Source organism: Bifidobacterium dentium JCM 1195 = DSM 20436 (genome assembly GCF_001042595.1).
Lineage (GTDB): Bacteria > Actinomycetota > Actinomycetes > Actinomycetales > Bifidobacteriaceae > Bifidobacterium > Bifidobacterium dentium.
The window spans coordinates 795,251-822,002 of record NZ_AP012326.1; the positions used below are offsets into that span (position 1 = coordinate 795,251).

A 26,752-nucleotide genomic window follows, 5' to 3' on the forward strand; every position below is an offset into this window, starting at 1 on the left:
ATCTTGAAGAGAGGAGAAACCATGACCGCATCAATCATCAGCAAAACCGTAAAGAACATCGTGGCCGCATCGGCCGCGTTGATCATGGCGGCCTCCGTGGCTGCATGCGGCCCGTCCGCAGCGACCCCGAGTGACGAGGGTTCCACTGCGAGCGGCTCCAGTTCGAGCAAGACCACCGCCCGTACCCTGGACGAAATCAAAAAGTCCGGTGAGCTCAAGGTGGCCGTGTTCTCCGACAAGGCCCCGTTCGGCTATGTCGACAAGGACGGCAACTACGCCGGCTACGACGTGTACTTCGCCGAGCGTCTCGCCAAGGATCTGGGCGTGAAGGCGGCCTACACCTCCGTCGATCCCGCTGCCCGTGTGGACGTGCTCACCTCCAACAAGGTCGACGTCACCCTCGCCAACTTCACTGTGACCGACGAACGCAAGGAGAAGGTCGACTTCGCCAAGCCGTACATGAAGGTCGCGCTCGGCGTCGTTTCCCCGGAAGGCGCTGAAATCACCGATGTAAGCCAGCTCAAGGGCAAGACCCTGATCGTGGCCAAGGGCACCACCGCGGAAACCTACTTCGAGAAGAACGAGCCCGACATCAAGCTGCAGAAGTATGACCAGTACGCCGATGCCTATAATGCGTTGCTCGATGGTCGTGGCGACGCATTCTCCACCGATAACACCGAGGTGCTTGCCTGGGCCAAGTCCAACAAGGGCTTCAAGGTCGGCATCACCAAGCTCGGTGACGAAGATACCATCGCTCCGGCCGTGCAGAAGGGCAACAAGGAGTTGCTCGACTGGATCAACGAGGAAATCGACAAGCTCGGTGACGAGAACTTCTTCCACAAGGATTACGAGGAGACTCTGAAGCCGGTGTACGGCTCCGACGTCGACCCGGACGACATCGTCGTGGAAAAGGGCGTCGTCGACTGACGATAGCCGTCGACCTGCGATTTGCAAGACGACACCCATGGGAAAGGCCTTTCGCTTTCGCGGAAGGTCTTTTTTGTTGGGATCCCGGTCGCGCCCCTGTTGATGCCGACATCCTGATAACGCTCCATAAATATTGATTATTACGATTTGCGCCTTCCATAAGAAGTGCGTATAGCCACGCCGGTATCCGGCTTGATTATTTCCGATATCTTGTGATTGTCCGTTTGAAAAGACGGTGAAAAGCACTGACGAGAGAGGAGATCGGGGCATGAAGTACGCAGTGATCGGTGCCGGCGGAATGGGCATTCAGTATGGTGTTCTGTTGCAGGAGTTCGCGCATAAGGACGTTGATTTCATCGATACGTGGAAGCCGAACGTCGAGAAGATTCGCGAACAGGGCGGCGCCTATGTGTCGCAGGATGGCGAAGACCGCCATCTGGTGCCGATCGACGTCTACTATCCGGAAGAATACACCGGCGAGCCGGACGTGTGGATCGTATTCGTCAAGCAGATGCAGCTCGACGCCGTGCTCAAGCGCTGCGCCCACCTGTTCAACGACCGCCAGATCGTGTTCTCCGCGATGAACGGGTACGGCCATTTCGAAAAACTCAACGAATACTTCTCCAAAGACCGTATCTACGGCGGTACGGCACTGATCGGCGCCTACGTATATGGTCCGGGCGACTTCAACTTCACCGGTGGCGCCCATGCCAAGGCCATGAACCTGTGCTCCTACGCCGACGATCCGAGCGAGGGGGTGAAGGCGGCCGAACAGGTGCTGTTCGAGGATTTCACGGCGGCCACGCTGAACCCGACTATCGTGGAGAACTTCATCGGCATGTGCATGGCCAAGATCGTGTTCAATGCCGTGCTCAACACGCTGTGCACCATGTATCAGATTCGCTTCGGCGAATTTCACGCACATCCCGACGCGCGCTGGCTCACCGAACAGCTCGTGGACGAGGCCTACGGCGCGGCCGAGGCGGCGGGATACGAACTGCTCGGCACACGTGAGACGGAGGTCGAGACCATTCTGCACACCGCCGGAGTGGCTCATCCGCTGCACTACCCGTCCATGTATCAGGATCTGACCAAGGGACGTCCCACGGAAGTCGACTACATCAACGGATACATCGCCAAGGTGGGCCGCGAAAACGGCTACGTATGCAAGCTGCATGAATTCCTCACCCGAGAGGTGCATCTTGCGGAACGTGCCTTCGCCATCCACAATCCGGATATCGTAGCCCAGGCCGAAGCCGACGCCGAGGCAAGCAAGTGACCGTATAAGTAACCATATATCTTCGTTTTTTCTGACACACATACGAGAGAGGAAACCCATGACCATCAACATCCTGAAGAAAGCGAACGACGTCAAGCGCGTGTTCGCAGCCGTACTCGCCGTCACGACGCTCGTCTCCGTCGCCGCCTGCGGCTCCGACAGCACCTCGGCCAGCCTCGACTCCAATAGCGGCAAGACCACCAAGATCACCGTGGGCGTGTGCCCCGGACCATATGGTGACATGGTCGAAAAGGTCATCGGCCCGCTCCTCAAAGACGACGGCTTCGAACTCAAGACCAAGCTGTTCAACGATTACGTGCAGCCCGACAAGGCGCTCGCCTCCGGCTCCATTCAGGCCAACCTGATGCAGCACATCAACTATCTGAACAAATTCACGAAGGACAACAACCTCGATCTGACCTCGCTGGGCCAGGTACCGACGCTGGGCCTGGGCATCTACTCCAAGAAGTACCAGTCCATCGACGATATCGAAGACGGCTCCACCGTGTCCATTGCGGCCGATGGCTCCAATCTGGCACGCTCGCTTGGAGTGCTTGAACAGCAGGGCCTCGTGACCCTCAAGGGAGACATCGACTCCACCAAGGCTTCCGTCAACGACATCGCTTCGAATCCGAAGAACCTCAAGATCAAGACCCTTGACGCGGCCCAGCTGGCCCGTTCCGTCGATACGGTCGATGTGGCGCTCGTTCCGGGCAATTTCGCCTGGGCTGCGGGACTCAAGCCAGCCGAGGCGCTTGCCACGGAACAGCAGGACGAAGGCGTGATCAATGTGTTCGTGGTCAACACCAAGGACGTCGACTCCGACTTCGGTAAGGCCGTCAAGAAGTTGCTGACCAGCCAGGAATTCAAGGACGCCATCGCCAAGAGCGATTTCAAGGATTTCGGCAAGCCGACCACTTGGTGAACCGTCGACTGGCCTGATCGGTGGGTTTCCCGTGTGAGATGCGTTGAGCGGGAAAGCCCACCGATTCGTCAATCGAGTTACCGAGCCAATCGAAACAACGAGGGAACAATGAGCGTCATCGAACTGAAGGATGTATCCGTCACCTTCCATGAAGGCGGCCGAACCGTCGAAGCCGTCAAACATGTGACTTTGAACGTCGACAAAGGCGAGATCTTCGGCATCGTCGGTTTTTCCGGTGCCGGCAAATCCACGCTGGTACGTACCATCAACCTGCTGGAACGCCCCACCGGCGGACAAGTCGTCATTGACGGCAATGACATCACCGGGCTGAGAGGTGCGGATCTGCGCGGGCTGCGCAAGAAAATAGGCTTCATCTTCCAGGGCTTCAACCTGATCGGCAACGTCACGGTCGGCAAGAACATCGAATTCGCGCTTAAAGCGGGCGGATATCCGAAGCCGCAATGGCAGGAGCGCATCCGCGAACTGCTTACGCTCGTCGGACTGGAAAACAAGATCGACAGCTATCCGTCCAGCCTTTCAGGTGGGCAGAAGCAACGTGTATCGATTGCCCGTGCGCTTGCCAACGAGCCGGAGATCCTCCTGTGCGACGAGGCCACCAGCGCGCTGGATCTTGAAACCACGGAAGGCATTCTGGCGCTATTGCAACGCATCAATCGCGAGCTTGGCATCACCATCGTATTCATCACGCATCAATTGGATGTGGCCAAGCAGATCTTCGACCGCGTGGCCGTGATGGAAAACGGTGTGGTAGTGGAACAGGGCAACACCTTCGACGTGTTCAGTGCGCCGAATCATCCGACCACCAAGGCGTTGGTGGAACCTACCTTGGCATCGCCGTACCGCCGCAGTTGGTGCCGTCGCTACCGGTCGGCACCATCGTGGAGCTGCGATACAAGGGCGATGCGGCGCTTGAGCCGCTCATCAGCCAAGTGGCACAGGATTACGGCGTAAGCATCAACGTGTTGCATGCCAACGTGGAATACTTCGGTTCGCAGGCCATCGGCATTCTCATCGTGTTGGTGGGCGGAGCGGGCGAGCCGCTGGTACAGGCGCTGAATCAGTTGAAAACGCACGTGTTCAGCTACCGGGAACTTGATCGCGGACAGCTGGCGATCGCTCCTGAAACCGCCGATTCCGTTGCATCCGCTCAAGCTCAGGAGGTGTGAGAGATATGGAAGAAACCCTTGAGATCCTTCAGGAAAATCTTGCTCAGGCGCTATTGGATACGGCGTATATGGTTGTCATTTCCGCCATCATCGGCGTGGTGCTCGGCACTCTGATCGCGCTGTTGCTGTATTTGACTGAAAGCCGCCTGTTCAAGCCGAATCGTGTGGTCAACACCATCGTCGGATTCATCGTCAACGCCATTCGATCGCTACCGTTCCTGATTCTCATGGTCGTGCTCATCCCGGTTGCGCAGCTCTTGCTCGGCGACCCGTACACGCCGACCGGCGGCGCGATCTCCCTGTCGATCGCCGCAGTGCCGTTCTTCGCCCGAATCGCGGAAAGCGCGTTTTCCGAAGTCGATCCGGGCCTTTTGGAGGCGGCCATCTCCACCGGTGCCACCACCAGGCAGATCATCTGCGAAGCGGTGTTCCCACAGGCGTTGCCGTCGTTCATCCGCGGCGTGGTGCTCACCATCATCTCGCTGATCGGCTACTCCGCGATGGTCGGCACCATCGGCGCGGGCGGCATCGGCGACATGGCCATCCAGTACGGCTATAACCGGTACGAAACCGGCGTGCTCGTGGCGATCGTGATCATTCTGATCGTCATCGTGCAGATCATCCAATGGATCGGCGATGCCATCGCACGCAAGGTGACTCACTGAGCTTGACGGTGTCGTAACAAAGGTTGACGGCGTACGTGGCAAGCTGAGGCTGTTTTCGGTCCCGGCTCCACGTACGCGGTTGCTTTCAGCAAGGCAGGTGTTTTCATGACTTCATACGTTTCCCCGGTCGCGTTCACTACGGTCGCGCAGTCGATTCCGCCGAATGTCTTCGCCGACATGGACCGCAAGGTCGCTGCCGCCGTCGCGGGCGGCGCCGACGTGATCGATCTGGCGAAAGGCAATCCGGACGCCTTTCCGGCGGATTTCATCCGTGACGTCGCCAAGCAGGCCGTCGATGACCCCGCGAACGCGCGGTATTCGCCGTTCGACGGCAAACCGAGTTTTCTGCAGGCGGCCGAGCATTGGTATCGCAATACGTACGACGTCGACTTGGATTGGAGGACGCAGTTGTTTGCGGTGGAGGGCGCCGTCGATGGATTGGCGGCGCTGTTTGCGGTGCTGGTGTCTGAGGGAGACGCCGTTGCATACGCGGATCCGTATTATCCGTCGTACCATTGCATGACACTGATGAGCCGCGCTGAGGAGATTCTGCTGCCATCGCTTGCCGAGCGCGGATTCCTTCCCGATCTGGATGCGGTGCCGGGGGAGACCTGGGATCGCGTCAAGGTGCTGATTCTGAACTATCCCAACAATCCGACCGGCGCGCAGGCGCCGCGTGAGTTCCTGGAACGCGCCATCGAGCTGGCTCATGAGCACCGCTTCGTGATCGTACAGGATTTCGCCTATGCCGGTTTGGGTGTGCGCAATCAGCAGATCAGCATCCTATCGTTGCCGGATGCGTTCGATGTGACCGTCGAGGTATGCTCACTCTCGAAGATGTACGCGATGGCCGGTTGGAGGGCCGGATTCATCGCCGGTAACGACGACATCGTCAGCCACGTCAAACAGTATCACTATCAGATGGGTTCCATGGTGACCGGCAACGTGCAGGATGCCGGTACCGTGGCCTTGCAGTCCGATCAGGAATGCGTGGCCGAGTTGGCTTCACGCTATGCGTTGCGTCGGCAGATCGTCGCCGACGGTCTGCGCGATGCCGGCTTGGACGTGTTCGATTCGGACGGTGGCATATACGCTTGGGTGCATGCTCCGGAAGGGCTGACCGGCGAGCGGTTCGCCGATCTGCTGCTGGAACGTGCCGCCGTAGCCGCGCTGCCGGGTACCTGTTTCGGCAAAGTCGGCGTCGACTATGTGCGATTCAGCCTATTGAAGTCAGAGGATCAACTGCGGGAGGCGGTGCGCCGCATAGCCGCCGTGCTGTAGTTGCTAATGGTCGGGCGGTCGTTCTCTGGATGAGAATCGGCCGCCCGGCCATTGTTTTGTCGGTATGTGCCGGTATATGAAAAATCGATAGTGCCTTCAAGAACCCCGAGGTCGCGCGGGAGCGTCAAAAGACCATAAGCAAAGCCTATAAGAAGAGCCGTGTTTCACGGTTTTCGATGGTGTTCAATGACGAATGTCGCCGCATGAAAGATATGCGGCCTGATTGAACCCGAGGGGGTGCGCATCATGGCCAGATTCAATACCCAGCTTGTCCACGGGCTACCGGTCAACGACAACAACACCGGAGCCGTGAACCCGCCGATCTACAACTCGTCCACCTATGCTTTCGAATCGGTCGAGTCCATGCCTCGCTGGGATTATGCGCGCAGTGGCAATCCAACCCGCGAGTTCCTAGAAAAGCAGATCGCGCAACTTGAGCATGGCACACGTGGTTTCGCTTTTGGTTCCGGCCTTGCCGCCATCCATGCGGTGTTGTCGATCTTCCAGCCCGGCGACCGTATCATCGCTGGAGATAATGTATATGGCGGGTCATATTCGCAGTTGAACGAACACTTCAACCGCTGGGGTCTTCTCGTTGATTCCGTCGACACCTGCAATCTGACAGATGTCGAGCGGGCCGTCGCAGGACATGATGCAAATGGTAGATTTCCGGCAAAGGCAATCTACTTTGAAACCATCACCAATCCCTTGCTGAAGGTGAACGATGTGTATGCGATTGCTGAAATCGCACATCGTTACGGGGCGATAGTAATCGTCGATAATACGTTCGTTACGCCGTATCTGCAGAATCCGCTTGATCTCGGGGCGGACATCGTACTGCATTCGGCTACGAAGTACTTGGCCGGACATTCCGATGTGATTGCGGGTTTGGTCGTGACGAAGGATGATCGGCTTGGACAGCGTGTATACTTTGCACAAAATCGTCTTGGTGGAGTGCTCGCTCCGACGGAGTGTGATTCGGTGCGTCGGGGCATTCAGACGTTAGCGTTGCGATTGGAACGGCAGCAGGAGAACGCGATTTCGGTGGCGAAGTACTTGTTGAACCATCCGCTAGTGAGGAACGTCTATTATCCAGGACTCACTGATGGTGAGAATCTGGTTGCTAAGGGGCTTCGTGGCGCCGGTGGCGTCCTGAGCTTTGAGGTCGTCAAGGGAATCGACCCATCTGACGTGTTGAACAACCTGAGGCTATTCCGTTTGGCGGTTTCCTTGGGCGCTGTTGAGAGTCTCGCCGAACTACCGTGCCGTATGACGCATTTCGAACTTCCGCGTGACGAGCGTTTAAAAGTCGGCATCACTGATGAGCTGATTCGCCTATCCATCGGCATTGAAGATGCTCGTGATTTGACGGAAGATCTGGCTCAGGCATTTGAGAAGGCTGCAGAAGCTTGTTTGATTGCGAGGGAGAAACCGCTTGACGAGAGTGCGCTGGTCTGAGAGTCAGCTATCACGTGACGATTGAGGTGTAAGCATGATAAAGATTCGAGGCGTACGAAAATCGTTCGGGACGCAAGCGGTACTTAATGGCATCGATTTGGATATTCCGCAGGGCAACGTCGTTTCAATCATCGGGCCGAGCGGGTCTGGAAAATCGACGCTATTGCGTGTGATTGACTATCTGGAGTCTGCCAATGATGGGACGATTGACTTCGGTCAAGGCATTGTTTCTTTGGCCAGTGCCAGGCCTAAGGATATCTTTTCGGTTCGTTCGAAGATTGGATTCGTGTTCCAGAATTACAACCTTTTTCTGAATAGAACCGCTTTAGATAATGTTGCGCTTGGCTTGATGCATGTCAAGGGACAGAGCCGCAAGGAGGCTGAACGTACTGCGCTTGATGAGCTTGAACGGGTGAAAATGGCTGATTTTGCCGACAGATATCCGAGCAGGTTGTCCGGAGGCCAGCAGCAGCGTATCGCCATAGCTAGGGCGATCGCCTTGGAGCCGGAGCTGTTGGTGTTGGATGAACCTACGTCTGCTTTGGATCCGGAAATGGTGGGCGGAGTGCTTGCCGTTATCAGGTCTTTGGTTGATTCCGGAATGACCATGCTTATGGTTACGCATGAGATGCGTTTCGCTCGTAATGCATCTGATCATGTCGTGTTCTTCGAAAGCGGCAAAATCGTGGAGCAGGGTAGTCCGGAACGAATCTTCAATCACCCGACTGAAGTGCGTACTGCGCGGTTTCTGGCTTCGATACACGATTCTAGTTTAATTTATAGCTAGAAATCTGGAGACATTATCTTAGTGGAATCCGGGGAATCGCGAACATCATCTGCTTGTAATTTTTAGTGAAATTGACTGAATGGTAATCATTGGAAGTAGGAAATAATGTCTAGGAATATTTCAGTGTGGAAGAAATTTGTGACTGTGACAATTGCAGCAATCTCGATTATCGGTTTTGGTGCATGTGGTTCATCTAATAATTCCTCATCAGTCGGTGAGCTTGATCAAATTAAGGAGAATGGAGAAATTGTTTTCGGAACAGAAGGCACATATGCTCCATTTTCCTATCATGATGCTGATGATAAGCTGACTGGTTACGACGTTGAAGTTGCAACGGCCGTTGCCAAGGAACTTGGCGTTAAGGCCAAGTTCGTAGAAGCCAATTGGGACTCTCTTCTTGCTGGAGTGGATGCAAAGAAGTTTGATACCGTAGCGGATCAGGTGGCGCCGAGTGATGAGCGCAAACAGAAATATGATTTCACTGATCTCTACACCTATTCGCAGGGTGTTGCGGTGACGAAAAAGGGAAATGATGACATCAAGACCTTCGCTGATATCAAAGGTAAGAACGCAGCCGAAACCAAAACCAGCAACTGGAACCAGACCGCCCAGGAAAATGGCGCCAATATCGTGTCCGTCAATGATTTCGCCCAAGCCGTTGATGCCATCACATCTGGTCGTGCAGAGGTGACGCTCAATGACAAGTTGGCGGTTCTTGACTATCTTAAGCAAAAGCCGGATGCGGAAGTTCAGATTTCCGCAAAGTCCGAAGTCAGTCCTGCTGCGGCCTTCCCCATTCGTAAGGGTGAGGACGATCTGGTGAAAGCCGTCAATGATGCTCTTGCCAAGCTACGGAAGAAGGGTGTCTTGGAGAAGCTTTCCGTTAAGTACTTCGGTGAGGATGTCTCTGTCAAGTAAATCCGTATTCGTGATTTCACGGTGGTTGCGGGACTGTGATTCGTGGCCGCCGTGGAATGTGATGTAGAGACAGGAGGAATCATGGACGGCAGGCTTTGGGGAGTCATTGTTGACTCCTTTGACAAATTGTTGATTCCGGGGTTGACGGTGACCATCCCGTTGACTCTCATATCTTTTGTCGTCGGATTGGCGTTGGCCATTGCAGTTGCGCTTGTCCGTGTGGCGAAAGTGCCGGTAATTCAACGGATTGCCCAATTCTATGTGTGGGTGTTCCGAGGAACTCCCCTGTTGGTTCAATTGTTCGTGATTTTCTTTGGTTTGCCATCGGTGGGCATTGTCGTTCCTGCTTTCCCGTCTGCGATCATCGCGTTCTCTCTCAACGTTGGCGCTTATGCTTCGGAGACGTTGCGCGGGGCTATCCTTGCAGTGCCTAAGGGTCAGATTGAAGCCGGCCTGACCACTAACTTGAATTATCTGACCATCATGCGGCTTATCGTGTTGCCGCAGGCGTTCAAATCTGCATTCCCCGCATTGTTCAACACTTTCATCTCGTTGGTGAAGGACACCTCGCTTGCTGCAAACATCACAGTGGCCGAGATGTTCATGGCCGCGCAGCGTATCGTCGCGACTACGTATGAGCCTTTGGTGCTGTATTGCGAAGTCGGTCTTATCTATCTGGCGTTTTGTACGGTATTGACTTGGCTGCAGGGGATATGCGAAAGGCAGCTTGCCAAACGTTTCTGATTTTGCCGTATTGGCGGATCATCGATTGACGGCAATGACATCGAAGTTGCGAATCGGCTCATCTCATGCTTCCGGGTCGGTCGAGTCGATACCCTGATGGGACGGGTTTTGGATTTGTTGGTTGTCTCTTTGCCCATATGCCTGTAAATAGTTAACATCGGCGTGGCTGTATTGCTGGCATTTACAAGATAGTGCTTGGTGTATTTTGCTGATAAGTAAGGAAGCGAATACCGTTAAAGCATTAATCTAGTGTGATGTTATTAATAATATTGATGATTCTTTATTAAGATAATATTATTCTTTGCGTAGTCGGAAAGCTATAGATTATACATATATCGCAAGTCGCGTGGAGCACGCTTTTATGTGCTTTACTGTGGTTTAGTGCAAACAATAATTAATTTTTTGAGAATATAAAAGGAAATGTATTATGTCTTTTATCTACTATACGCAAAGCAAATTGGTTTTTGGCGTTGGTTCCCAAAATCAATTGGAGGCATTATTGCGAGAGAATGCGGCAACCTCCATTTTGCTGATATACAGCGGTGATTATGTATTCGACCTCGGCATCCATGATGTCATCAATCAGGCTGCACGCAACATAGGGGCGAATCTGATTGAGAATGGCGACGTTGTGCCAAACCCGCATATCGACCTGGTTCGGAATCTGATTGATCAGGCTCGGGCGGCAGATGTCGACTTCATCTTGGCGGTAGGCGGCGCAAGTTCGTTCGATACGGCCAAGGCGGTGGGTGTTGGTCTTGAGTACGATGGGGACGTCTGGGATTTATTCACTGGAGTTGCCGAACCACAGAGCAGTGTTTCGGTCGGCGTGATTTCCACGATTCCCGGGAGCGGTTCCGAGGTATCGGATTGCGCGGTGCTTCAACAAGGACATGACAAACGCGCCTTAGAGAACCGTATTGTGATTCCGAAATTCGCCATAGTCAATCCGGAGTATTCCCGTACCGCTCCTTATCGATATCAGGCGGCTGCGGTAGCGGATCTCGCAGTTGGCTTCCTAGAACCGTATTTCACGGCGAAAGATCATTTGGAATCCGAGGACAGATTACTCGAAGGGGGCCTGAAGGCGGCACTGGTGGCAGGCAGGCGATTCGTGGAGGATCCTCAGGATTTGAAGAATCGCACCGAACTGCATTGGCTGTCAGCAACCATGTTCAATCATTGCTTTCTGGCCACAGGTTCGGAGAATGACTGGACCACTCACCGGATCGAACATGAGCTGGGTGGTGAGTTTGATGTTATTCATGGTGAGGGAATTTCGGCAATTCTGCCATCGATCATCCGTTATGTGGCTCGACGCCAACCGAAGAGGTATGCCCAGCTCGCCGTTCGGGTATTCGATGCCGATCCCTACGACAATGACGCGGAACAGCTTGCCAACTACTTCGCCAATCGAATCGAAGAGCATTTCAAGGCTTTTGGACTTGCCACGAGCCTGCATGAACTGGGGATTGCGGAGAGCTCCATTGAACATGTGGCTGATCGATTGACTCTTAATGGAAGCAAAACAGTCGGCAATTATTCACCGCTCGACCGGAATGATGTCATAGCGGTACTTCGCCTCGCTTACTGAACATGGCTGTGAATTGTCACGAAACCGTAAGGAATGGATATGACGGATGAAACGACAATATCGTATCAGCGAAATCTGGTGACGATAAGGAATCTCAAAAAAATATACCGCACCGAAGATGGTGAGAAGGTGGCTTTGCATGATGTGAACCTGAATATCACCAAAAGAGACATTTACGGCATCATAGGATTGAGTGGTGCCGGAAAATCCACACTGGTACGGTGCATTAATGGCCTGGAACGATATGATGGCGGCTCCATGGTCGTTGATGGACACGAAATCACAGATCTGTCCAAAAAAGACCTCAGGGCGGTACGCCGCTCCATCGGCATGATTTTCCAATCATTCAATCTCATGCCTTCCAGAACGGTGGCGGGTAACGTTGAGCTGGCATTGCTTGATTCAGGTCTTGGCAAGGGTGAGCGGGAATCCCGTGTCAAGGAACTGCTTGAACTAGTGGATTTGTCCGAAAAGGCCGATAATTATCCGAACGAACTATCTGGTGGTCAGAAGCAACGCGTTGCCATCGCACGGGCATTGGCCAACAATCCTAGCATCTTGCTCAGTGATGAGGCCACCAGTGCACTTGATCCCAACACTACGAAGTCCATTCTGAGACTGCTCAAGCATCTACATGACACTTTGGGGCTGACGATTGTCATCATCACGCATCAGATGTCGGTGATCAAGCAGATTTGCAATCGCGTCGCGGTGATGGATCGCGGCACCGTTGTGGAGGAAGGCAAGGTATTCGATATCTTTGCCAATCCGAGGGCTCCTCTGACGCAGGCTTTCGTAGCGACGACTTCGAACCTTGGAAAAATCAGTGATCTGCTTGAGGACGGCTCGAACTTGGTTGATCTCAATCCGGGTCAGGTGCTGCTACGTATGAAATACATATCGAAGGAAGTGTCCGAAGCACTCGTCTCGCATATCTCTCGCTCATTTAATATCGACGTCAACATCATTTTCGGTGACATCGACATTATCGACGATGCGCCGTTGGGCGGTCTGGTGGTGATTTTGGATGGTCCCGCCGACCATATTGAGGCTGCAATCGACTATCTGAAGAGTCGCAATATCGGAATCGAGGTACTGGCGCAATGAACATCCTTGCTCAGTGGTTTCCCAATGTGGTCCATCGACTACCTGAATTCATCGACAGTTTCGTTCAGACGCTTATCATGGTTGCGGTCACTGGAGTGCTTTCCTTCATGTTGTCCACTGTTTTTGCCGTGGGCCTGACACTGACCCAGCGGGACGGTCTTGCTCAGCAGGCCGTGGTTTTCAATGTTCTGGATAAACTGATCAATCTGTTCCGATCTATTCCGTTCATCATTCTTGCGGCGGCTTTGGTGCCGTTCACTAGGGCGTTGGTCGGTACGGCAATCGGAACGAAAGGAGCGATTTTCCCACTGGTCGTCGGTATTACGCCGTTTTTCACCAGACAGATCCAATCCGCTCTTGCGGGAGTTGATCCAGGTCTCATCGAGGCGGCGGAATCCATGGGCATGAGTACGTCGAAGATCGTATATCGCATCTATCTCAGAGAGTCCGTTCCATCCATTATTCGTGTGAGCGTCATCGCGATTGTGAGCCTGATCGGTCTCACCGCAATCGTCGGCATTGTCGGAGGCGGCGGCTTGGGCGATTTCGCCATCCGTTATGGCTATCAACGGTACATGCTTGACGCCACCTATGCGACCATCATCGTCTTGGTCATGCTCATCGGCGTGATCGAATTCGTCGGCAGACAGTTGGTTGCGTTGACCGAACACTGATTTCACAACATTGCACAACAAAGGCAAAAAAGGAAGGGAAACATGGCAACTTCAAACAAAGCAAAAGCCAAAAGGAATCTGATCACCGTGCTGGTCGCATTGGCATTCGTGATTGTAGGAATCGTTGGATATTCGATATATCGCAACGCACAGAGCAGTGGCGGCACCGTTGTGACGGTTGGCGTGGTCGGCAATTCCGATGATGCCATCTGGGAGGCTGTGCAGAAGGAGCTTGACGACGAGAACTCCGGTATCACAATTCAGACCAAGGCTTTTCAGGATGGTATCTACGCCAATCAGGCTCAAGCGAATGGCGAGCTTGATTTGACGGCATTCCAGCACTATGCATTCCTTAATCAGGAGAAAGAACAGAAGGGGTATAAGCTCACGGCAATTGGCGAGACCTACATTTCACCGTTGAATCTTTATTCCCAAAAATACAAGAGCGTGAAGGATTTCAAAGCCGGAGACAAAATCGCCATCCCCAACAATGCGACGAATACCGGCCGCGCATTGAAAGTTTTGGATTCCGCAGGCTTGATTAAACTGAAGGACAACACCAAGGCGAATCCGACCGTTGACGACATCGCGGAGAATCCCAGCGGCATCGATATCGAACTCAATGATGCCGCTGCCATCATCAACCTGCTTCCGGACTACGCAGGTGGCATCACCAACACCAACTTCATCATCGATGCCGGCATGAGCGTGGATGATGCCCTCTATCAGGCGCCGATTGATTCCGGCAACAAGAGTTTCAAGCCATACATCAATATCATCGTGGCTCGCGATGATCAGAAAGACAACGCCACCTATAAAAAAATCGTGGATGCCTACCATACCAAGGCCGTGGCGAATGCCATCACCAAGAACTACAAGGGTGCCGTGGTACCGGTGTTCAAGTACTGAGCGGTCGGTCGAGCGATTAGAAAGGAAAACCGGTATGACGAATCACAACGTTCCCCAAGACGCACATAAAGCGGATCCATATATCCAACAGTGGCATATCTGGCATGCGCAGCGTGTCGAGGAGTTGTCCTCGCCACATGGATATCTCTCCCCGACGTCCATCAATTGGATCAATGATGGTCAGAGCAAAACCATAGAGGGCATCCCAGGAACCTGGTCGTCTAAAAATGATGTGTTGGTCTACACTCCCGAAGAACGTGCACAGGTATATAACGCGGAGACGCTCGTTGAACAGCCACTCGTCTTTGTACCGACAGCCTTTGGAGAGGAGGCGTTGGGCTATCTCGATTATGGTGATATTCGAATCGAAGTCAATGCGCAAACCAATCTTAACGATCAGAACAATCATCTGTTCTGGCTCCGTGTGAAAGATCCCGATGCAGAACGTCGTAAAGCCTTCAAAGGCATCGAACATTTTCCGATTGACCGCAGATGGCGATTCCCCGCGACGTTCCGCCGGGCAGATGATGACGAATTGGATATTCATGATTCCGTCGTCAAGACGGTTCTGCAATCCTATCCGGTATTGGGCTTCGTGGAATTCGATTATGGCGGTGGACATCATTCGCTGGTGGTCTCGAACGTATTCGGTCATGTTACGGTGTTTTTCTCAGATGAAACGACCGGCAAGGAAACCTATGGTATCGGGCGGGTGCTGCATCTTGATCCATTGAAACTCGATGCGCTTGATGTCATCGATTTCAACTACGCCTTTAACTATCCGTGTGCGTTCTCGCCATATTGCACGTGTCCGATTCCTTCTCGAAGGAATCATCTGCCGTTCGCGGTGACGGCAGGGGAGAAGACTCCTGAAGACAGTGCGCAGTACTGATATCGTCGAAACGGGATGACGCATAGGGGGTGTGATGAGCTCAAATGTTCATGATGATGATGTACGAAGCGGACCGGATCGCTACATCAGCGAGTTGGGCGTCGCCAAGGACATTGGTCGGTACCTGTCTGATTACCGGCATCCCGTAATTGTAAGCGGAGAACATTCATGGAATGCCTTTGCCGAGTATGCGGATGAAGTCCCCGAATATCCGGTGTTCAGATATGATGGCAGTGCCACGCTACGTAACGCACAGGAGTTGGCGCAAATCATCGGGACGTCGCAGGCGGATGCCATCGTGGCCATCGGAGCCGGGAAACTTTCCGATACGGCGAAGAATGTCGCTGAAATTCTCGGCATTGATTTGATAATGGTGCCGACGTTGGCAGCCACTTGCGCGGCCTACTCGGCACTGTCCGTCAATTATGATGACCGGCATCGCTATGTCGATGCACCGTTGCATTCCCGCAATAGCAACTTAGTTCTAGTCGATGCAACTTTGATCGCAACCGGGCCATATGAATATCTGGTCGGAGGCATAGGCGATACTTTGGCCAAATGGTACGAGTCTAGGCCCGTGTTCGAAAGTGGCGCTTCGCTCGCCATCTTTGACAGGCTTTCACGACAATCCGCACTGCTGATTCGTGAGACATTGCTCAAAGAGAGTGAACTTGCTCTGAAAGCTCTGCGGAGAGGAGAAGCCAATGAGCATCTTCGGCTGGTCGTGGATACGAACATCGGTCTGGCTGGGACGGTTGGTGGTTTTGGAGGGTGCAAGGCACGGGCCTCTGGTGCCCACTCCATGCATGATGCGCTCACTTTGTTGCCGCAGACGGCTTCCGTCGTGCATGGGATGAAAGTCGCATATGGCATCATGGTTCAGCTTGTCGCGGAGGGGCGAAGCAGCGAGGCTCGTGCCTTGATTCCGTTCTATGATGCGGTGGGGTTGCCCCATTCGTTAGCTCAGATTGGTGTCGATTCGTGGAATAATGCAGTTCTGCGTAAGGTTGCTGAATTAGCATCCAGCGAACAGGCGGCTTTTGCGCGGGCGGTTCCTGGAATCACCGCGGATGATGTGATGCAGGCAATGGAACAAGTTGAGCGGTTGCAGTAGCGGGGTGCACCGACTGGCCGGCTTGCGCATCGCGGTTCCGCTTCCGGACAAACCATGCAAACGAATGCAATCTGCTGATATGGTTGACGGTTAGGCGTCACAATGGTTGCGACGCTTGGATCTATCAAGAGAAGCCAGAGGAGGAAGTGACGATATGGGCTTTCTATATGCTCTCCTTGTCATTGCGGTGATCATCGCCATCCTGTTCCTGTCCACGCTATTCATCGTGCCGCAGCAGCAGGCCTACATCATCGAACGGTTCGGCAAGTTCAACAAGGTGCAGTTCGCCGGCATCCATATTCGTATTCCGTTCGTCGACCGCATCGCCATGAAAACCAACATGCGTGTCAACCAACTCAACGTGCAACTGGAAACCAAGACGCTCGACAACGTGTTCGTCACCGTCGTGGCCTCCACCCAGTTCCGTGTGAACCCGGAGAACGTGGCCACTGCTTACTACGAGCTGCGCGATCCGGCGGGCCAGCTCCGCTCCTACATGGAGGATGCCTTGCGTTCCGCCATTCCGGCGCTGACCCTTGACGATGCGTTCGCCCGTAAGGATGACGTGGCCTTTGACGTGCAGAAGACCGTCGGCAATGAAATGGCCCGTTTTGGCTTCACCGTGGTCAAGACGCTGATTACGGCCATCGATCCGAGCCCACAGGTCAAGAACGCCATGGATTCCATCAACGCGGCCCAGCGCGAGAAGGAAGCCACCCGTCAGCGTGCCGAAGCCCAGCGCATCCAGATCGAGACCCAAGCCGCCGCAGAAGCCGAGAAGACTCGACTGCAGGGCGAAGGCCAGGCCAACTACCGTCGTGAGATAGCCAACGGCATCGTCGATCAGATCAAGAGCCTGCAGGCCGTCGGCATGAACATCAACGACGTGAACAACGTGGTGCTGTTCAACCAGTATCTTGATGTGATGCGTTCGCTCAGCGAGTCCGACAACACCAAGACCGTGGTCTTGCCGGCATCGACGCCAGGCGGCTATCAGGATCTGTATGAGCAGGTCACCAAGGCCATGCTCACCGCCGGCGAAGCGAAGTGATGTGAAGGCTTTCGCCTGCCACTTTCTGTATTGTCACGGTAGGTGAAACCCCTCCTTTCGGTGGAAACCGCATGAATGGTGACGGAGAGTGCGGAAAACCCGAAAGGAGGGGCTTGTCATATTCGGGTGCACTGCATATCAGCGGTGCACGTTTGATTGGCGGGCGGAAGGATGCGTGTCAGGCGGCGCTTCCGACCAGTTGTCGTACCGGCATCATTGTCACGGTGTCGGTGTTGCCGACGGTTTCGAGGGCATTGATGCGGGTTTGCAGATCGATGACCTTCTTCTCCAGCCATTTAATGGTCATGGATTGGGTGAGTACCAGCAGATCGTGCTGATCGGAGCCGGATGCATTGGCGAAATCCCGTGCTTCGAGCATGATTTGCGGATCGGCCTTCCAGCGGGCGATGGCACGTTCGATGCGTTTGCCGCCGACGATCTTCGGATCGAGGCCGGCGCTGGCGAAGATGCTGGTCGGGCCATTGCCCCGCAGATACTGCGCCATGCAACGTACCTGGAAGTCGTGCGAATAGGTGATGCGGTCGGCGGAGGCCCGCTCGACCGCGGGCAGGGTATTCAGATAATACACTTCGGCCTGAGTGAAACGACGACGCATGATGATCCCCTTTCTAATGATCAGCTTCGGCTTTCGGCGCTTCTCTGAATGTCGAAGCTGATGATTTCATTCTATTTTCATGATTTGCGGGGTGAATGGCTTCTGGCACGAAACGGGGTGTTCTTGGCGCGAAACGAGGGGGTTATCATATCGACGAGAGATGACGAATATGGCGATAAGCCGGTGAAATCAGGTGGGTCAGGGTGTTCCCCTAGGGGATGCAAGGATGATGAAAAAGGTATAGACTCAACCCCAGAACCTCAAGGGGAAGGCGAAGAAGGCTTGTGGAAGGGACCGTACCATTGCATCCGATATCGGTTGAACGAACAGGTGCAACGGCATCTGCCGGCACCGTTGTCAGACCAATCATCGAGGTGAGGAACCTGCGCAAGGAATATCCGGTGCTTGACGAAACCGTCGTGGCGCTGGAGCGCATCAATCTCAATATTCCACGTGGTCAGATTTGCTGCATCTACGGCGAATCGGGTTCCGGCAAGTCAACATTGCTCAATCAGCTGGCGGGCATGGAAAAACCGACGAAAGGCGGCGTGCGCATCGGTGGCGTGCCGATCTCCCGCCTCGATGAACGGCAATTGGCGGAATTCAGGCAGAAACACCTCGGTTTCGTGTTCCAGTCCTACAATCTGCTGCCGAATCTCAATGCCATCGAAAACGTGGCGATGCCGTTGATGTTCCGGGGCGTGCCCAAACAGAAGCGCGAAGCGGTCGCCAGAACCATGCTCAGGCGTGTGGGCCTTGGCAAACGCATGAGGCATTATCCGACGCAGATGTCGGGCGGTCAGCAGCAGCGCGTCGGCATAGCGAGAGCCTTCGTGGCGCGACCGGAGGTCGTATTCGCCGACGAGCCGACCGGCAATCTCGACTCCAAGACCAAAACCGACGTGATGGATATGATCTGCGCGTTCGCACACGATTTCAATCAGACCATCGTGCTCGTCACGCATGACGACAACATGGCGCAATACGCCGACCGCATCGTCACGTTACTTGACGGGCGCATCATCGACGACCGACCCGTGCATCACGGCCGAAACAGGGCATGACGCAGACAGATACAGAGAAGAAGGACCGTTTTTCATGACCAACACCAATCGCAAGACTCGATTCGTCAACCTGCTGATCGCCACGGTGGCGGCAGTGGTCATCATGCTGACCTGCATGGTGCCTCATGCGTTCGCCATGGCCGGAGGTGCGGAATATGAGGCGGCACGGGCCGCGGCCGGTCAACTGGCCGACACCAATGCCGACGCGGGCACGGGATCGGACGGCACCGTCAATCCGGCGAATGGAGGCTCTGACGGCAGCGATGGCGGAAGCGAACAGATTGCCGGCCCCGTGCCGAACATCATCATCACCAACTTCACCTATGGCGATGGCTCCGTATCGGTCGGCAGTAGCTTCAATCTCGGTTTCACCTTCCAAAACATGGGCAAGGTGGCCGTGCAGAACATGGTCGTGACCGTTGACGGCGGCGAAAGCTTCGCCATCAACGGCGGCACGAACACCTTTTACTTCGATTCGCTGTGGGCAGGCTATTCGCTCACGCAGAGCGTGCCGATGCAGGCATTGTCCAGCGCGAAGAGCGGCGCCCAGGGCATTACCGTAAGCTTCAAATACGAATACGTCGATAATAATGTGCGCAGCTCCAACAGTTCCGACATCAAGATTTCGGTACCGGTCTCGCAGCCCGACCGTTTCCAACTGAGCGATCCGGTGCTCCCCGACATCATCAACGCCGGTGAGGAAGCCACCATCACCATGGCATACGTGAACAAGGGCAAGGGCGACATTTCCAATGTCGAGGCATCCATCGAAGGCGACGGCATCACCAGCACCCAGGCCACGCAGTACATCGGCAACGTGGCGTCCGGAGCGTCCGGATCCATAGGCTTCGCATTCACGCCGAACGAGGCGACAGAGACCGAGGCCAAACTGCGCGTGACCTACGAGGACTCCGACGGACAGTCGCAGACCAAGGAATTCCCGGTAAAGTTCACTGCGCAGGAAGCCGCCAAGCCTGACATCAACGACGGGATGACGCCTGATGATGGGCAGAACCAGCAGGGTGTTCCGGCATGGGTGTGGGCGCTCGTCGCCCTTGCCGTCATCGTGGCGATCGTGTTGACCGTCGTGTTGGTCCGCCGTCACAGGAAGAAGGCCAAGAAGCACGATATCGACGAGGATTGGGACGATTGGGCGTCCGGTGATTCTGCCGGTTCCGCCGCGGCCGACGAGGCGCCGACGCAGACGATTGCACCTGCCGATCCCGCATCCGCCGATTCCGCCAAGGGGCAGGCATGAGATTTTCCGATATCCTGCACACCTGCAGTCAGAATCTGTTCCGACGAAAGTCGCGCACGATTCTGACGGTGCTCGGCGTGGTCGTCGGCTGCTGTTCGATCGTGCTCATGATCTCGATCGGACAGGGCATCAACGAACGGAACGAGCAGATGCTCAAAAGCATGGGCAGCCTCAACGTCATCACCGTATACGCCGGCAGCGGCTCCCAAGGAGGGGGCGGATATGACGATGCCGTGAACTCCGCCGGTTCTTCGACGGAGGCGAAGCTGAACGACGATGCCGTGCAGAGCTTTCGCAATATTGCGGGCGTGAGCGGCGTGCTATCGGAAAAGACCCTGCAATATACCACTGATGCCACTGCAGGCGTCGGCAACCGGTATGCGGCGCAGTATCTGTCGGTCATGGGTGTCAACACGTCGCAATTGGAGGCATCCGGCTACACGCTCAAAAGCGGCCGATTGCCGTCAAGAAGCGGCGAAGTGCTCGTCGGCGAAGGCACCGCCTACAATTTTCTCGACAAATACCGGTCCGGCGCGGACATACAGCGGACCGCACCGGGCGGCTACGTCTGCGATGCGAGCGGCGAATGTCAGGAAAGCGAAGGTGAGGAGCCGTTCTTCGATGTGCTCACCACGAAAATAACGCTGATCACGGGGGCGAACTATCAAAGTCCGGACGATTACCGTAAGGTCGGCAGTGGGACTTCGGGCGGATCCGACACGGACGGCAATGCCGGCCAGCAGACTCCGACCATCTCCAACGAATACACGCCGGTAGGCGTAGTCAAGTCGAGCGACAACGGTTACGATGCGTTGAGCAACGGTGTGGTCATGACCATGGACGATATGAAGGCCTTGATGGCCAAGGCGGCCAATACCAGCGTCACGGACGTATCCCGCAACTTCACTTACGATCAGATTCTGGTACGGGCGGAAAACATCAAAGATGTGCCGAGTATCGAAGCCCAGATCAAGTCAATGGGGTACCAGACCTCGTCCTTCGAGCAGACGCGCAGGGAGATCGAGAAGCAGACGCAGGGCATTCAGTTGGCGCTGGGCGGTATCGGCGGCGTTTCGTTCCTGGTGGCCGCCATCGGCATCGCCAATACGATGATCATGTCGGTATCGGAACGAACGCGTGAAATCGGCATCATGAAGGCGCTTGGCTGTTATGTGCGTGACATTCGCGTGACCTTTTTGTGCGAGGCCGGTGCAATCGGTCTGATCGGTGGCGTGATTGGCTGCCTGATTTCCGCTTTTGGTTCGCTCGGCATCAATCTGGTGGCATTGCACGGATTCAGTTGGGAGAACGTCATCAAGGCCATCATGGGCGGTGATGACGTCAGCAGAATCTCCGTGATTCCGTGGTGGCTGTTTGCGGCCGCAACCGTGTTTTCGATCGCAGTCGGCGTGCTTGCGGGTTTCGGACCGGCCAATAAGGCCGTGAAGATTCCGGCGCTCGACGCCATCAAAAACGAGCAGTAGGCACTAGGGACGCGCCTGACGAATACGGTTGACGATACACTCGGACGTCAGGCCGTAACGCCGGTTGAGATCGGCAAGCGGCACACGGTCGGTGAACTCCTTGACCGCACCGAAATTGAGGACATGCACGGCGTTCGCCCGCGAATCGGTCGAATTGGCGTAGAAGGCGGTGATCTTCTCGCCCCATCCGCCCTCCAGTTGTCCATCCTCAAGGGTCACCACGATCCGGTGGCCATCCGCCAACATGGACAACAGTTCCTCATCCAACGAGGAATACTGCGGCACCGCAATCAGCGTGGCGGTCACCGGGAGAGCCGGCAGACCGTTCGAATCGCCATCGGCGCCGCCTTCCGACAGGCGGTCGACCACTTGGGAAGCCAACGCGACGGTGTTGCCAAGTCCCAGAACCGCGATATCCCGCCCCGCCTGAAGAATCTGATACCTGTTGAACGGACAATCGCCGGCATTGTCGACAGCCGGAATGACCGGTTCGTGGCCTGCGGCACGTGCTATCGGATCGAACGCCATATCCGCGGCGCGTTCCAACTCGAGAATCTGCTCGCCGGGCATGCGGATCGCCACCACGCCATGTTCGGACGGGCCGGTGGCCCACGCCAGCATGTCGAGCATCTGCTCGCCGCTGGTCGGCGCAAGGCAGGTCAGATCCGGGATATTCGCGAACATCGTGATATCAAAGGCGCCGGAATGCGTGTTGTCCGTACCGGAAAGGCCGGCGCCGAAAATCAGCAGCGTCACCGGAACATGGTTCAGCGACAACTCCTGCTGCAGCTGATCGAACGTGCGCTGGAAAAACGTGGCGGAAGTCGCCAACACCGGTCTTCCGCCGGCTTTGGCGATACCTGCCGCGAACGCCGCGGCATGTTCCTCGGTGATGCCGGTATCGATATAGTGCGCACCCGCGCGTTCACGGAAATCACGGGTTATGCCGTTCGACCCGGGTGTCGCGGGGGAGATGACCACCAATCCCGGTTCGTTCGCAAACCGCGATTCGAGCGAGTTCATCGCCATGGCGCCATAGTATTTACGCGCGTCGAGCGCCGCGTTGAGCGCAGAATCGGGATTCTGCCAGTGATTCGCCTCGCATTGGCCGGCATGCGGTTCGGTACCTGTCTGGTTGCAGCCATCCGAACCATTGTTGCCATCGCCGGCCGCTTCGTCGAATCCGAGTCCCTTGGTGGTATGCACATGCACCACGATCGGATGGTCGATGTCCTTGACTGCGCGCAGCGCCTCCACCAGCGCGTGTACATCGTTGCCCCGCTCCACATATCGGTAGTCCAGACCGAACGCTTTGAACAGGTTCAATGCGGCCGTGCCGTCCGACTTGCGCAGCGCCGCCAGCGAGCCGTACATGCCGCCGAAATCCTCGGCTATCGACATCTCGTTGTCATTGACGATGATGATGAGATTGCCGCCCTGTTCAGCCGCGTTGTTCAGTCCCTCGAAGGCGATCGCCGAGCTCAACGCGCCGTCGCCGATCACGGCGATCACATTGCCGATCGCGCTGGAACCGGAGGCACTGACCTGCATATCGCGGGTCTTCGCAAGACCGCAGGCCAATGAGATGGATGTGCCGGTATGCCCCAGCACGAAGGAATCGTGCTCGCTTTCGAGCGGATTCGTGAAGCCGGTCACCGACCCGAACTGTTTCGGATCGGTATAGGCCGTGGCACGCCCGGTCAGCATCTTATGCACGTAGCTTTGGTGGGAGACGTCGAAGACAAGACGGTCACGCGGTGAATCGAATACGCGGTGCAGGGCCACCGTCAATTCCACGACACCCAGATTCGAGCCGATATGGCCACCATGGCGCCTGCCGTATTCCAACAGGGTGCCACGGATTTCAGCGCACAGATCGGCAAGCTGCGAAGAGGAAAGGGCATGCACGTCGGCCGGAGAGTGTATCGAATTCAACATGCCAACGGTCATCTTGTCCAACGATCCTTTCCCTTGCCTTCCAAAGGCGAAATCCTATCGCACCATGTGCCCCCGCGGTGAGATTTGCGGGCAAATGACTGCAAAGTCTTCTCAACTGCGGCACAATGGAGTCTACGAAACGTTGCACACAGTATTCGCAAAGGAGGGCCAATGAGGGCCGTATACGCTGCAGGGGTGGATTACGACGATCCGCTGTCCGTGCTGGAGGTGGGCGAGCGGCCGGAACCACAAGGCAAGCCGTTCTGGTCGACCATCAGCGTGCATGCCTCCACCGTGAACCACCATGATGTCTGGAGTCTGCAAGGCGTGGGCCTGAGCGCCGATGCCACGCCGATGATCCTCGGCACCGACGCGGCCGGCGTGCTCGAAGAGGACATTCCCGTACGCAAAGGGCTCAAAGCCGGAAGCGAAGTGGTGCTCTACACGTTCATCGGCACCGACGGCGCAGGGGTCATGCCAGGGGAGCGACGCACCATCCTGTCCGAAAAATATGCGGGAACCATGGCCGAGCTGACGCAGGTACCCAGCGCGAACGTGTTCGCCAAACCGTCCAACCTGAACCTTGACGAAGCCGCTGCGCTTGGCACCAGCTGGTTGACCGCGTATTCGCTATTGTTCACCTCGGCGAACGTAAAACCCGGGGATACGATTCTGATTCAAGGTGCGGGCGGCGGCGTGTCCACTGCGGCCATACAGCTCGCGCATGCGGCCGGTCTGGAGGTGTTCGTCACCTCCCGCAGCGAAGCCAAGCGCGCCAAGGCCGTGGAACTCGGTGCCGACGCGGCCTTCGAACCCGCCGCACGACTGCCACGCAAGGTTGATGCGGTCATCGAATCGGTGGGCGCGGCCACATGGAGCCATTCGGTCAGATCGGTACGACCCGGCGGCACCATCGCCATCTGCGGCGCCACCACCGGCGACCAGCCCGGAGCCGAACTGACTCGCGTGTTCTTCCAAGACATCCGCGTGCAAGGCAACACCATGGGATCGCGAGAGGACTTCGCAAGACTGCTCCGCTTCGTGGAACACGCGGACCTGCATCCGGTGATCGACTCCACGTTCGCGCTCGCCGATGCGCGTCGCGCCTTCGCCAAAGTGATCGACGGCGATGTTTTCGGAAAGATAGTGCTGCACATCTAGCCGATTGCGTAAAGTAGCAAAGGTATTCTTGGCTATTCTCTACGGAGGTTTTCATGGCAGACAATAAGCCCGAAGTGGCGGTGATCATGGGCTCGGCGAGCGACTGGGAAACCATGAGGCATGCATGCGAGATACTCGACGAGTTCGAAGTGCCGTACATGAAGCAGGTGATTTCCGCACACCGCACTCCGGAACTCATGGGTGAGTTCGCCCATGACGCCCGTGCCAATGGCCTGAAGGTCATCATCGCCGGCGCTGGTGGGGCGGCCCACCTGCCGGGCATGGTCGCAGCCCAGACCACGTTGCCGGTCATCGGCGTTCCGGTGCGTTCCCACGCCCTGTCCGGCTGGGATTCGCTGTTGTCCATCGTGCAGATGCCTGGCGGCATCCCGGTGGCCACCACCGCCGTGGGCAACTCCGGTGCCACCAATGCGGGCCTGTTGGCCGTGAGCATGCTGAGCACCACCGACGAGCGCTTGGCCGAGGCTCTGCAGGAATACCGTGATTCATTGAAGGAAAAGGTGGCTGAATCCAATGCCCAGCTTGTCTGAGGAAACCGACGGCCGTGTCGAGCGTCTGATGCCGGGGGCTACCATCGGCATCATCGGCGGTGGACAGCTTGGCCGTATGATGGCACTGTCCGCACGATATATGGGCTTCAGGATCGGGGTGCTCGACCCCACCCCCGATTGTCCGACCGCGCAGGTGGCTGATTTCCAGATTGCCGCCGAATACGACGACATCAACGCCATCCGCGAACTGGCAGAGCGATCCGACGTACTCACCTACGAATTCGAGAACGTGGATGCCGATGCCATCGATCAGGTGCGCGCCCTTGCTGCGGCACCGCAGGGTACCGATTTGCTGCGCGTTACGCAGGATCGTGTCAATGAAAAGCGTTTCATCAACGATCATGGCACCGAAACCGCTCCGTGGAAGGCCGTGAACAGTTTTGAGGAACTCGACGCGGCATTGGATGAGATTCATTATCCGGCCGTGCTGAAGACCCGTTCCGGTGGTTATGACGGTCACGGTCAGACTGTACTTCGTTCCGAAGCGGATTTGGAGAAGGTGCGCGCCCGTGGCGATCGCGGCGGTGGCTTCCCTCCCAGCATTCTTGAGGGATTCGTCGATTTTGCCTTCGAGGCGAGCATCCTTGTGGTTGGCAACGGCAAGGACTACGTGACCTTCCCGATCGTACGCAACGAGCATCGCAACAACATCCTGCATATGACCATCGCACCGGCCGAAGTGAGCGATGAGGTGGCGTGTGAGGCGCACGAACTCGCCCTGCGTTTGGCTGAGGGCTTTACGCTGGCTGGTATTCTGGCCATCGAGCTGTTCGTCACCAAGGATGGCAGGGTAGTGGTCAATGAATTGGCTCCGCGCCCGCACAATTCCGGACACTACACCATTGAGGCATGCTCTTTCGACCAGTTCGACGCACACATCCGTGGCATCGCCGGATGGCCGCTCGAACAGCCCCGGCTGTTGAAACCGGCCGTGATGGTGAATGTGCTCGGCCAGCATGTGGCGCCGACCCGTGCCTTGATCGCCGATCATCCCGAATGGAACATGCATGACTATTGCAAGGCCGAAGTGCGTCACGATCGTAAGATGGGACACATCACCGTGCTGACCGACGACACCGCCGAAACCGTGGCCGATCTGGAATCGACCGGCTGCTGGAACGACTTGAAGAAAGCCTGAAATTCGAAC

At 55.9% G+C, this 26,752-nt stretch carries 24 protein-coding genes and 1 pseudogene; 23 read left to right on the plus strand and 2 right to left on the minus strand.

The window, feature by feature from the left end; genetic code table 11:
- The first annotated feature begins 21 nt into the window (after positions 1-21).
- The 17 genes and pseudogenes from BBDE_RS03365 (at position 22) to BBDE_RS03450 (ending at position 17,512) form a co-directional block, all read left to right on the plus strand.
- On the plus strand, positions 22-927 hold the full coding sequence (locus BBDE_RS03365; RefSeq protein ID WP_033489701.1) for a cysteine ABC transporter substrate-binding protein: 906 nt from the start codon (positions 22-24) through the stop codon (positions 925-927).
- Between the two features lie 268 nt (positions 928-1,195).
- Positions 1,196-2,206: a ketopantoate reductase family protein gene (locus BBDE_RS03370; protein ID WP_003836922.1), complete on the plus strand. Its 1,011-nt coding sequence runs from the start codon at positions 1,196-1,198 to the stop codon at positions 2,204-2,206.
- A gap of 58 nt (positions 2,207-2,264) precedes the next feature.
- Positions 2,265-3,131: a MetQ/NlpA family ABC transporter substrate-binding protein gene (locus BBDE_RS03375; RefSeq protein ID WP_003836920.1), complete on the plus strand. Its 867-nt coding sequence runs from the start codon at positions 2,265-2,267 to the stop codon at positions 3,129-3,131.
- A gap of 108 nt (positions 3,132-3,239) precedes the next feature.
- Positions 3,240-4,318, plus strand: a pseudogene (locus BBDE_RS03380) (methionine ABC transporter ATP-binding protein).
- A gap of 5 nt (positions 4,319-4,323) precedes the next feature.
- Positions 4,324-4,983 carry a methionine ABC transporter permease gene (locus tag BBDE_RS03390; protein WP_003836915.1) on the plus strand — a complete coding sequence of 220 codons (660 nt, stop codon included), beginning with the start codon at positions 4,324-4,326 and terminating at the stop codon, positions 4,981-4,983.
- A 105-nt stretch (positions 4,984-5,088) separates the two neighbouring features.
- On the plus strand, positions 5,089-6,264 hold the full coding sequence (locus tag BBDE_RS03395) for a pyridoxal phosphate-dependent aminotransferase (RefSeq protein ID WP_003836913.1): 1,176 nt from the start codon (positions 5,089-5,091) through the stop codon (positions 6,262-6,264).
- Positions 6,265-6,510: 246 nt separating this feature from the next.
- Positions 6,511-7,722, plus strand: coding sequence for a trans-sulfuration enzyme family protein (locus BBDE_RS03400; protein WP_003836911.1), 1,212 nt, complete (start codon positions 6,511-6,513; stop codon positions 7,720-7,722).
- A gap of 34 nt (positions 7,723-7,756) precedes the next feature.
- The gene (locus tag BBDE_RS03405) at positions 7,757-8,509 is read left to right on the plus strand and encodes an amino acid ABC transporter ATP-binding protein (RefSeq protein WP_033489703.1); all 753 of its coding nucleotides are present in this window, start codon (positions 7,757-7,759) and stop codon (positions 8,507-8,509) included.
- Between the two features lie 144 nt (positions 8,510-8,653).
- A complete protein-coding gene (locus BBDE_RS03410; RefSeq protein ID WP_228369745.1) occupies positions 8,654-9,427 on the plus strand; it encodes a transporter substrate-binding domain-containing protein in 774 nt (257 codons plus the stop codon).
- 81 nt (positions 9,428-9,508) lie between these two features.
- On the plus strand, positions 9,509-10,171 hold the full coding sequence (locus tag BBDE_RS03415; RefSeq protein WP_003836905.1) for an amino acid ABC transporter permease: 663 nt from the start codon (positions 9,509-9,511) through the stop codon (positions 10,169-10,171).
- 427 nt (positions 10,172-10,598) lie between these two features.
- Complete coding sequence (locus BBDE_RS03420) at positions 10,599-11,765, plus strand: iron-containing alcohol dehydrogenase (RefSeq protein WP_003836903.1); 1,167 nt, start codon at positions 10,599-10,601, stop codon at positions 11,763-11,765.
- Positions 11,766-11,804: 39 nt separating this feature from the next.
- Complete coding sequence (locus tag BBDE_RS03425; RefSeq protein ID WP_126622061.1) at positions 11,805-12,872, plus strand: methionine ABC transporter ATP-binding protein; 1,068 nt, start codon at positions 11,805-11,807, stop codon at positions 12,870-12,872.
- Positions 12,869-13,546: a methionine ABC transporter permease gene (locus BBDE_RS03430; protein WP_003836900.1), complete on the plus strand. Its 678-nt coding sequence runs from the start codon at positions 12,869-12,871 to the stop codon at positions 13,544-13,546. The genes BBDE_RS03425 and BBDE_RS03430 overlap by 4 nt, the downstream gene beginning before the upstream one ends.
- 42 nt (positions 13,547-13,588) lie before the next feature.
- Entirely contained in the window at positions 13,589-14,455 is an 867-nt protein-coding gene (locus tag BBDE_RS03435; protein ID WP_003836898.1) for a MetQ/NlpA family ABC transporter substrate-binding protein, read from the plus strand.
- Between the two features lie 34 nt (positions 14,456-14,489).
- Positions 14,490-15,347: a DUF1684 domain-containing protein gene (locus tag BBDE_RS03440; RefSeq protein ID WP_033489708.1), complete on the plus strand. Its 858-nt coding sequence runs from the start codon at positions 14,490-14,492 to the stop codon at positions 15,345-15,347.
- A gap of 34 nt (positions 15,348-15,381) precedes the next feature.
- A complete protein-coding gene (locus BBDE_RS03445) occupies positions 15,382-16,461 on the plus strand; it encodes an iron-containing alcohol dehydrogenase family protein (protein WP_003836894.1) in 1,080 nt (359 codons plus the stop codon).
- A 154-nt stretch (positions 16,462-16,615) separates the two neighbouring features.
- Complete coding sequence (locus tag BBDE_RS03450; RefSeq protein WP_003836892.1) at positions 16,616-17,512, plus strand: SPFH domain-containing protein; 897 nt, start codon at positions 16,616-16,618, stop codon at positions 17,510-17,512.
- Between the two features lie 178 nt (positions 17,513-17,690).
- Here BBDE_RS03450 and BBDE_RS03455 read toward each other — a convergent pair whose 3' ends face one another.
- Positions 17,691-18,128 (minus strand): hypothetical protein, encoded by a 438-nt coding sequence (locus BBDE_RS03455; protein ID WP_003836890.1) that lies wholly within the window; start codon positions 18,126-18,128, stop codon positions 17,691-17,693.
- 374 nt (positions 18,129-18,502) lie between these two features.
- Here BBDE_RS03455 and BBDE_RS03460 point away from each other — a divergent pair, with 374 nt between their 5' ends.
- From BBDE_RS03460 to BBDE_RS03470, 3 genes are read left to right on the plus strand one after another with little or no spacing between them, the layout of a single operon-like run.
- Positions 18,503-19,192, plus strand: a complete 690-nt coding sequence (locus BBDE_RS03460) for an ABC transporter ATP-binding protein (RefSeq protein WP_003836887.1) — start codon at positions 18,503-18,505, stop codon at positions 19,190-19,192.
- A 34-nt stretch (positions 19,193-19,226) separates the two neighbouring features.
- On the plus strand, positions 19,227-20,450 hold the full coding sequence (locus BBDE_RS03465; protein WP_003836885.1) for a COG1361 S-layer family protein: 1,224 nt from the start codon (positions 19,227-19,229) through the stop codon (positions 20,448-20,450).
- Complete coding sequence (locus BBDE_RS03470) at positions 20,447-21,934, plus strand: ABC transporter permease (protein WP_003836883.1); 1,488 nt, start codon at positions 20,447-20,449, stop codon at positions 21,932-21,934. Before BBDE_RS03465 ends, BBDE_RS03470 begins: the two co-directional genes overlap by 4 nt.
- A 3-nt stretch (positions 21,935-21,937) precedes the next feature.
- Here the strand turns inward: BBDE_RS03470 and BBDE_RS03475 are convergent, their stop codons facing one another.
- The gene (locus BBDE_RS03475; protein ID WP_003836881.1) at positions 21,938-23,884 is read right to left on the minus strand and encodes a 1-deoxy-D-xylulose-5-phosphate synthase; all 1,947 of its coding nucleotides are present in this window, start codon (positions 23,882-23,884) and stop codon (positions 21,938-21,940) included.
- A 159-nt stretch (positions 23,885-24,043) separates the two neighbouring features.
- On the opposite strand from BBDE_RS03475, the gene BBDE_RS03480 reads away from it, so the two are divergent.
- Genes BBDE_RS03480 through purK form a run of 3 tightly spaced genes read left to right on the plus strand, consistent with a single transcriptional unit; the run spans position 24,044 to position 26,743 of the window.
- Positions 24,044-25,033: a zinc-binding dehydrogenase gene (locus tag BBDE_RS03480; RefSeq protein WP_003836879.1), complete on the plus strand. Its 990-nt coding sequence runs from the start codon at positions 24,044-24,046 to the stop codon at positions 25,031-25,033.
- Positions 25,034-25,086: 53 nt separating this feature from the next.
- Positions 25,087-25,584, plus strand: coding sequence for a 5-(carboxyamino)imidazole ribonucleotide mutase (gene purE / locus BBDE_RS03485; RefSeq protein ID WP_003836878.1), 498 nt, complete (start codon positions 25,087-25,089; stop codon positions 25,582-25,584).
- Entirely contained in the window at positions 25,568-26,743 is a 1,176-nt protein-coding gene (gene purK, locus BBDE_RS03490; RefSeq protein ID WP_003836876.1) for a 5-(carboxyamino)imidazole ribonucleotide synthase, read from the plus strand. The genes purE and purK overlap by 17 nt, the downstream gene beginning before the upstream one ends.
- Positions 26,744-26,752 lie beyond the last annotated feature (9 nt).

Excerpts from the sequence above, each read along its gene's own strand:
- BBDE_RS03375 (WP_003836920.1), top strand. The coding sequence starts at position 2,265 with ATGACCATCAACATCCTGAAGAAAGCGAACGACGTCAAGCGCGTGTTC.
- BBDE_RS03470 (WP_003836883.1), top strand. The coding sequence starts at position 20,447 with ATGAGATTTTCCGATATCCTGCACACCTGCAGTCAGAATCTGTTCCGA.
- BBDE_RS03400 (WP_003836911.1), top strand. The coding sequence starts at position 6,511 with ATGGCCAGATTCAATACCCAGCTTGTCCACGGGCTACCGGTCAACGAC.
- BBDE_RS03405 (WP_033489703.1), top strand. The coding sequence starts at position 7,757 with ATGATAAAGATTCGAGGCGTACGAAAATCGTTCGGGACGCAAGCGGTA.
- purK (WP_003836876.1), top strand. The coding sequence starts at position 25,568 with ATGCCCAGCTTGTCTGAGGAAACCGACGGCCGTGTCGAGCGTCTGATG.
- BBDE_RS03445 (WP_003836894.1), top strand. The coding sequence starts at position 15,382 with ATGAGCTCAAATGTTCATGATGATGATGTACGAAGCGGACCGGATCGC.
- BBDE_RS03395 (WP_003836913.1), top strand. The coding sequence starts at position 5,089 with ATGACTTCATACGTTTCCCCGGTCGCGTTCACTACGGTCGCGCAGTCG.
- BBDE_RS03455 (WP_003836890.1), bottom strand. The coding sequence starts at position 18,128 with ATGCGTCGTCGTTTCACTCAGGCCGAAGTGTATTATCTGAATACCCTG.
- BBDE_RS03390 (WP_003836915.1), top strand. The coding sequence starts at position 4,324 with ATGGAAGAAACCCTTGAGATCCTTCAGGAAAATCTTGCTCAGGCGCTA.
- BBDE_RS03450 (WP_003836892.1), top strand. The coding sequence starts at position 16,616 with ATGGGCTTTCTATATGCTCTCCTTGTCATTGCGGTGATCATCGCCATC.
- BBDE_RS03475 (WP_003836881.1), bottom strand. The coding sequence starts at position 23,884 with ATGACCGTTGGCATGTTGAATTCGATACACTCTCCGGCCGACGTGCAT.
- BBDE_RS03370 (WP_003836922.1), top strand. The coding sequence starts at position 1,196 with ATGAAGTACGCAGTGATCGGTGCCGGCGGAATGGGCATTCAGTATGGT.
- BBDE_RS03480 (WP_003836879.1), top strand. The coding sequence starts at position 24,044 with ATGAGGGCCGTATACGCTGCAGGGGTGGATTACGACGATCCGCTGTCC.
- BBDE_RS03425 (WP_126622061.1), top strand. The coding sequence starts at position 11,805 with ATGACGGATGAAACGACAATATCGTATCAGCGAAATCTGGTGACGATA.
- BBDE_RS03440 (WP_033489708.1), top strand. The coding sequence starts at position 14,490 with ATGACGAATCACAACGTTCCCCAAGACGCACATAAAGCGGATCCATAT.
- BBDE_RS03435 (WP_003836898.1), top strand. The coding sequence starts at position 13,589 with ATGGCAACTTCAAACAAAGCAAAAGCCAAAAGGAATCTGATCACCGTG.
- BBDE_RS03430 (WP_003836900.1), top strand. The coding sequence starts at position 12,869 with ATGAACATCCTTGCTCAGTGGTTTCCCAATGTGGTCCATCGACTACCT.
- BBDE_RS03415 (WP_003836905.1), top strand. The coding sequence starts at position 9,509 with ATGGACGGCAGGCTTTGGGGAGTCATTGTTGACTCCTTTGACAAATTG.
- BBDE_RS03420 (WP_003836903.1), top strand. The coding sequence starts at position 10,599 with ATGTCTTTTATCTACTATACGCAAAGCAAATTGGTTTTTGGCGTTGGT.
- BBDE_RS03365 (WP_033489701.1), top strand. The coding sequence starts at position 22 with ATGACCGCATCAATCATCAGCAAAACCGTAAAGAACATCGTGGCCGCA.
- BBDE_RS03465 (WP_003836885.1), top strand. The coding sequence starts at position 19,227 with ATGACCAACACCAATCGCAAGACTCGATTCGTCAACCTGCTGATCGCC.
- purE (WP_003836878.1), top strand. The coding sequence starts at position 25,087 with ATGGCAGACAATAAGCCCGAAGTGGCGGTGATCATGGGCTCGGCGAGC.